Origin of the sequence: Verrucomicrobium sp. 3C (assembly GCF_000379365.1) — a bacterium.
GTDB lineage: Bacteria > Verrucomicrobiota > Verrucomicrobiia > Methylacidiphilales > Methylacidiphilaceae > Methylacidimicrobium.
This window is the reverse complement of the sequence record NZ_KB901876.1, coordinates 74276-80469: the sequence shown is the minus strand read 5'-3', so window position 1 is coordinate 80469 and position 6194 is coordinate 74276. Positions and strand designations below refer to the sequence as shown.

Annotated in this window: 4 protein-coding genes and 1 pseudogene; 2 read left to right on the top strand and 3 right to left on the bottom strand. The window is 62.3% G+C overall.

Going from position 1 to position 6194, the window contains the following annotated elements; translation table 11 throughout:
• Window positions 1-291: 291 nt before the first annotated feature.
• On the top strand, window positions 292-1002 hold the full coding sequence (locus tag A37A_RS0111175) for a dienelactone hydrolase family protein (protein ID WP_020494347.1): 711 nt from the start codon (window positions 292-294) through the stop codon (window positions 1000-1002).
• Here the strand turns inward: A37A_RS0111175 and A37A_RS0111170 are convergent.
• Both A37A_RS0111170 and A37A_RS17235 read right to left on the bottom strand, forming a co-directional pair.
• Window positions 999-3485, bottom strand: a complete 2487-nt coding sequence (locus A37A_RS0111170) for a TonB-dependent receptor plug domain-containing protein (RefSeq protein ID WP_018291582.1) — start codon at window positions 3483-3485, stop codon at window positions 999-1001. The two genes, A37A_RS0111175 and A37A_RS0111170, sit on opposite strands and share 4 nt — an antisense overlap.
• A gap of 174 nt (window positions 3486-3659) precedes the next feature.
• Window positions 3660-4574, bottom strand: coding sequence for a class I SAM-dependent methyltransferase (locus A37A_RS17235; RefSeq protein WP_018291581.1), 915 nt, complete (start codon window positions 4572-4574; stop codon window positions 3660-3662).
• Window positions 4575-4683: 109 nt separating this feature from the next.
• Between A37A_RS17235 and A37A_RS17230 the strand changes: the two genes are divergently transcribed.
• Window positions 4684-5670, top strand: a complete 987-nt coding sequence (locus tag A37A_RS17230) for a zinc-binding alcohol dehydrogenase family protein (RefSeq protein ID WP_018291579.1) — start codon at window positions 4684-4686, stop codon at window positions 5668-5670.
• A 290-nt stretch (window positions 5671-5960) separates the two neighbouring features.
• Here the strand turns inward: A37A_RS17230 and A37A_RS21480 are convergent.
• Window positions 5961-6194: pseudogene (locus tag A37A_RS21480) on the bottom strand (IS630 family transposase); the annotation flags it as partial.

The window sequence follows — 6194 nt, the reverse complement described above, 5'->3', positions numbered from 1 at the left end:
GGCCGATAGGGAGAGATACTCAGGCACTGTCATACCGAAAGGGGCAGCTCCCGCTATGGCTCTCCTACGTCGCACCGCGCCACTCCTCGACTCCACACAATCTTTCTCCTGCGGTTTGCACAACAGGCTTGTCTGCTTCGATCGGCTTGGTTTTCCATCCTTGCGGTATGTACTCATACAGCTCCGGGGGAAAACCGGCGTCGCGCCTCGCATCCGAGCCCATTTGCGGCGCCTCGGCTACGAAATTTGTGAGAAATGGCGGCTAGGCCGGAAACGAAAAGAGCGGTGCCGATGACAAGAGAAATTGATTCGAGTTGGGTGGATCTCGAAGCCGCCGACGGGAGCCGATTTTCGGGCTTCCTGGCTCGGCCCTCTGCTCCTGGATCCTATCCGGGAATCCTCGTCCTTATGGAGGCATTCGGGGTGAACCGCCACATCCGGAATGTCACGGAGCGGATCGCCGGGGAGGGCTATCTGGCACTTGCCCCGGATCTCTACCATCGGAGCGCTCCGCGCTGGGAGGGGAACTACGAGGACTTTTCCCAAGCGCTCGTCCACCTTCGGCAGATGACGGTCGAGCACCTTTCGGCCGACGCGCAAGGCGGCTACCGGTGGCTGAGCGCTAGCGGCGCCGGCCAATCCGTGGGGGCGGTTGGTTTCTGCTTCGGGGGCCGGGTGGCCTTCCTGAGCAGCACGGTCGCTCCTTTGCGCGCGGCCTGCTCCTTTTACGGCGGAGGGATCGCGCCGGAACTTCTGGATCGGGCGAAGGACGTGGCGGCACCGCTTCTGCTTTTCTGGGGAGGACGCGACCAGCACATTCCGCCGGAGCAGACTCGGGCGACCTCCGACGCCCTTCGGGCGGCCGGAAAGAGCTTCATCGAGGTGACCTTTTCCGAAGCGGGCCACGGCTTCTTTTGCGAGGAGCGGGGCAGCTACGATCCCGAGGCCGCCCGGATGTCCTGGCCGCTCCTTTTGGAGTTTTTCGGCCATCATCTTCGCTAAAAGGAGACGCGGATCATGGCCTGGACCCAAAAAGGCATTTGGAGAGCGGCATATTCGAGGTTCGCGGTCCGGGCGGGAGTAAAGCCCGGCGCTCCGGCGATCCAGTAGTGGTTGTCGGTGAAGTTATAGAACCAGACCCGCGCCTCCCAGCGCTTGGTGGCATAGAAAACGCTCGCATTCAACGTGTACCAGGCCGGAGCCCGGACGGCGTAGTCGTAGGAGAGGAACTGGCCACCCTGCCCGATCGCCCAAAAGGAGACGCCGAAGCCCGCGTCGGTCTTGTAGGTCAGCATCAGGTTGCCGTACTCCTTGGGAAAACCGATGAACGGATAGATGCCCGGGGCGAGGGAGACGATCTGGCTGACCGGAAGGCCGTACTGCGCGGCCACGTTGGCCGGGTAGGGGGTGAAGGTGGTCGGGCCGACGCCGTCCGTGTTGGTCCAGTTTTCGTATCCTTGCATGTAGTTGAAGCCGAAGTTCGCCCAAAAATGGCGGTTCGGCCGATAGCTCCCCTGCAGTTGGGCTCCTTGGACATCGGCCGACACGGTCGGGGTGGTGCCTCCGGGGAGAACGAAGGTCGGAATGAAGCCCGATTGGGCGTAGGCCGAAAGGCCGAGGAAGAGGGTCTCCCGGAGGAGGGAGAACTTGAGGCCCGTTTCGTAAAGGGTCTGAGTCTGGTGGTAGTAGGTGCTGGTGAACTCCGGCGCGAAGGCGCCGAAGATCGACTGGGCGGTCGTCTGTCCGAAGTAGTAGGTCGAATACCAGGACATCCAGGGAAAGATCCGGTAGGTGGGACTGGCGGTAACCTGCGGCAGGAGGGCGGTCGTCGAGGTAGCGTCATAGGCGGGGCCGATGAGCAGGGCGGGGGTGCCGGACGGGGGTTGGGCGTTGACGAAGTAGGCGTCGAGCCGGGCTCCGAGGAAGAGAGTCGCCTTTTCTCCGAAATGGAGGATGTCCTGGAGGAATGGCGAGATCTCCCAGAAGTTGCATTGGGTCGAGGCGAAGTTGTCGACGTTGTAATATTCTCCCGGATAGCCCGGAATCGGGATATCGGTGAGGAATGGGTTGTTGTAGGCGGGGCTGATCGCGAGGGAGTAAGGCACCGGAAGCGAGGCGTCGGCAGCAGTGATCGGCTTGCTCATGTCGGCCTGGTTGCTCGTCGAATGCCAGCTTCCCGAATACTCCTCGTCGCTCAGGAAGCGGAAGGCGAGGCCGCCATCCACGCTTTGCGAGCACCAGGAACTCTTCTTTTCGGGTTCCCAGCGGATTTCGAGCCGGTCGGCGAGATTGACCCCGTAGGGCATGACGACCCAGGTCGGGTCGGGGACCGGCTGAGCGGCATTCGCTTGGAAATACTCAAAAAGTGTGTTGTTCACGAGGGTCAACCGCTCATTGAGCCGGATCGTGGCAATCGCCTGGCTCACGGCGTAGAACTGGCGGGAGGAGTCGAGCGGGGTATTGAAGAGATTGGCTTGGCCGCTGATCGGGACCTGGGGTCCCCAGGCGATGGCATATCCGGAGCCCGGAGGGGGAGTCCCCTGGCCGGGATGAAACTGGCCGAAGGGCTGAGCCGCGGTCGCCGGAGGCGTGTAGTAGCCGATCCAGGAGCCGCTCTGATAGAGTCCGTTATCGATCAGGGACTGGGTCGGCCGCGTTACCCCGGCGTACGGAAGAAAGGAGTTCTGATTGATCTCTCCGTTCCAGTCGACCTGAATCTCCTCGGTCGGCTTCCAGGAAAGGGCGAGGTAGGCGCACTCCCGGTTCAAGTAGGAGTCATCATAATAGTTGTAAGGCGCATAGCCTTCCTGGCCGAAGTAGTCGAAGCGGTAGGCGAGCTTTTTCTCCTTCCCGATGGAGTCGCCGATATCGATGTTCCACATGTTGGTGTCGTACATTCCCAAGGTGTAGTAGGCGTCGCCGCGAAAGCGGTCGAAGAACGGCTGCTTGGTCACTTCATTGACATAACCTCCGGCGAACTCCTGGGGACCGAAGACGATGCTCACCGGCCCCGTGACGACGTCGAGCGAATCGTCGGCATTGAAGTTAAGGAGGGGGCCCCAGTTCCCTCCGCTGGAAAAGCCGACGAGCATGCCGTTGCGAAAGGCCGTGGCGGGGAGCCCGCGGACGACCGGTTCGCTCACGACGTTCCCCGTCGCCTGGGTCGGATTGACCGAAGGACTGAAGGCGACCAGGTCGTTGACCTGCTGGGCCATCACGGTATCGAGCTCTTCCCGAGAGACGGGAAGGACATCGCGGGGAGTATCCATAATGGAGAGATCGGGTCCGTAAATGGAGGTCACTTCCTGGGCGGGGGCGGGTGGCTCTTCCTGGTCGGCATTCACCGTCACCTCGGGAAGCTGGGCGGGTTGGGAGTAAGGCAGAGGGGAGGCCGCGTGGGACGCGGACTCCTGGGCCCCCGCTGCGCTCACGGAGGCGAGAAGGGTGAGGCAGGCCCAACAGGCGGTGCAGTGTTCTCGAACCATCTTTCCTTAGTCGACTGGCTGGGAGAGAATAGCGTGGCCGCATGTCCGGCCGCTAACGGCAGCTTGCCAATTTTTAGCGCCTGCTTGTCCGGTTTCTGACCCGGCAGCATTTTCCCAGCGATCCAGCCGGGTCCATTTCGCCGGCTGCAGGAGAACGCTTGGGAGACAGGCAGGTTAATCTTCGTCGCTCCGCACGGCGATGAGGAGGAGGGTTTCACTGGTGATCCGGATTCCCTGGCCGGTTTCGGCCTCCGCCAGCCGCTGCTCGATCCGGTGGAGGACCCTCCGCCGGGCTCTTTCCGACACCCCGGAAAGAAACCTTCCGGCGCTGCTCGCCCGCCAGAACGCCAGCAGCTCCTCGGGACTTTTCGCCTGATCCTCCGACTCTCTCTTTTTAACCACCACGACGCGGAATCCGCTCTTTCGGAGCATTTCCTTGAGTGGTGTTAGTCCCAGCGGAGCCGTCTCCAGAAAGAGTCCCGGAGGAAGGGTGCCGAGCACCTCCTTTGCCGACTGCTCGATGATCTTGTCGAGCTCCGTAGGCCGGCTGGTGTCCTCGAAGCTGATGCCAAGCTTCCCCCCGGGCTTGAGGATCCGGTGGATGGCTCCAAGGGCTTGTCGCCGATCGTCGATCCAATGAAAGACGTAATTGAGGCAGACGACGTCAAAAGACCGAGGGGCGAGCCTCGGAAGATCCTCGGAGCCGCCGACGACGAAGGAGAGCCCTTTCCTCGCCCTTCGCTCGGCAATGGCGATCCGGTAGGGGGAAGGATCCATGCCGAGGACCTTTCCCCGGGGTCCGGCGACTCGGGCGATGGCGGAGGCGAGCTGTCCCGTGCCGCAGCCCAGGTCGAGAACGGAGCTCCCCGGGGAGATCTCGAGGAGGGCGACGAGCTTGGTGCCGATCTCGTATTGAGGAGCGCTCATCCGCTCGTAGAGCTTGGCGAGGCGAGAGGAATCGAAGGCCGCCGGCCCACTGAACCCAGAAGGGGCTGCGAGTAGGAGAAGGGAAAAGGAGAGCGCGAAGGCCGGGAGCGCGTGGCGCCATCCAAACCCGTCCTTCGGAGCGACCGGACTCTGTGCGCGCATCGATGAGCGATCAGAGGCGCCCTGGACCGTTTGCGCAAGGAGATCTTTTCGCCGCCGGGGAGCGCGCGGCGAGGATTCCCCTTGCGCTCGGTGCCGCGCATTGGAGGAAATGAAAAAAGTGAAGGCCTACTCTTTTGCCCGCTATGGTGGACCCGAGGTCTTGATCCCGGTGGAGATTCCGGTTCCCGAGCTTCTCCCGGACGAAGTGCTGATCCGGGTGGCGGCGATCGGTGTCAATCCGAGCGACGTCAAGAATCTCTCGGGCCACTTCGGGACCAGCCTTCCGCGCATCCCCGGAAGGGACTATGCGGGAATCATTGTCGCCGGAGCGGGTCGGGAAGGAGAGGAGGTTTGGGGCAGCGGTCCCGGCTTCGGTGTCGATCGGGACGGAGCCTTTGTCGAGTATCTGCGTCTTCCCTCTTCCTGGGTGGTCAAGAAACCCTCTTCCCTTTCGATGGAGGCTGCGGCCGCGGTCGGCGTCCCATACCTGACGGCCTGGTCCGCGCTAGTCGTCGCTGGGAATCTCGCGCCGGAAGAGACCGTTCTTGTCGTCGGGGCCGCCGGGGCCGTCGGCCGCGCGGCGATCGAGATCGCGCGCTGGCGAAGGGCCCGGGTCATTGCGGCGTCCCGATCGGCAAGCGTTCTTCCCGGCACCGACGGCCTGGTCGCGGCCGGGGATCTCGACTGGCCGCGACGGGTCCTCGCCTTGGCCGGAGGGCGGGGAGTCGATCTGGCGCTCGACACGATCGGAGGGGCGTTTTTCGAGCCGAGCCTGAAGACGCTGCGGCCGGGGGGCCGGCAGGTCGCCATTGCGAGCAACCCGCCCGATGTCTCTTTCAGCCTGGTTGATTTTTACCACGGGGCCAAGCGGCTGATCGGCGTCGACAGCATGGCTCTTCGTGGAGAGGAGATTGCCGGGATGATGGAGGAGCTGCGGCGCGGTTTCGAGCAAGGGTGGCTGAAGGCTCCCTCCGTGAGAATCTGGCCCTTTGCCTCGGCAAGAGAGGCGCTTTCCACCGCCAGGGAGGAGCCGGGGCAAAAGCAGGTGCTACTCTTCGATCTGCCGATGAGCGAAAACACTCCTCTTCGCCGGTAAGGCGGGGAGACCGAAAACTGCTTTTCTTTTTTTCCGCAACAAACCGGATTCCCGAAGGTTCACTCGAACGGTGAAGGGTGTGGCACGCGTAGGGGGATCTCTTTTTCCTGGAGTCGTTGCCACGGGCGGTCGGGCGCGCCTAGCCTGTATGGCCCACAAAGTTCGTACCCGAGAGCGAAGCCAAGCAGGCCTACTTGGCAAGCCGCAGGAGAACGCTTGTGGGAAAGGCAAGCCGACTCTTGGTGCTGCTCCGGATCGGCGTGACCTGCCTTGAGAACTAGCACATCGCCTCATAAGTTCGAAGCAGCATATTCGGCTTGGAATTGCTGGGTGAGCTCGATGATGTGCTGAAGCTTTTCCGGCCCTTTAGTCCAATGGAAGGGCTGACAGTGGTCATTGTATTTGGCGAAGTAAGCCTTGAGGAAGCGCTCTAAGTCCTTGCTCGATTTGTGAACAGAGTGTTGGAGGCCCTGTCGGGTCAGGATGCTGAAGAAGCATTCGATGAGGTTTACCCAGGAAGCATG

Bases quoted from the DNA above. Each gene is read 5' to 3' on its own strand.
- A37A_RS17230 (WP_018291579.1), top strand. From the start codon at position 4,684: ATGAAAAAAGTGAAGGCCTACTCTTTTGCCCGCTATGGTGGACCCGAG.
- A37A_RS17235 (WP_018291581.1), bottom strand. From the start codon at position 4,574: ATGCGCGCACAGAGTCCGGTCGCTCCGAAGGACGGGTTTGGATGGCGC.
- A37A_RS0111170 (WP_018291582.1), bottom strand. From the start codon at position 3,485: ATGGTTCGAGAACACTGCACCGCCTGTTGGGCCTGCCTCACCCTTCTC.
- A37A_RS0111175 (WP_020494347.1), top strand. From the start codon at position 292: ATGACAAGAGAAATTGATTCGAGTTGGGTGGATCTCGAAGCCGCCGAC.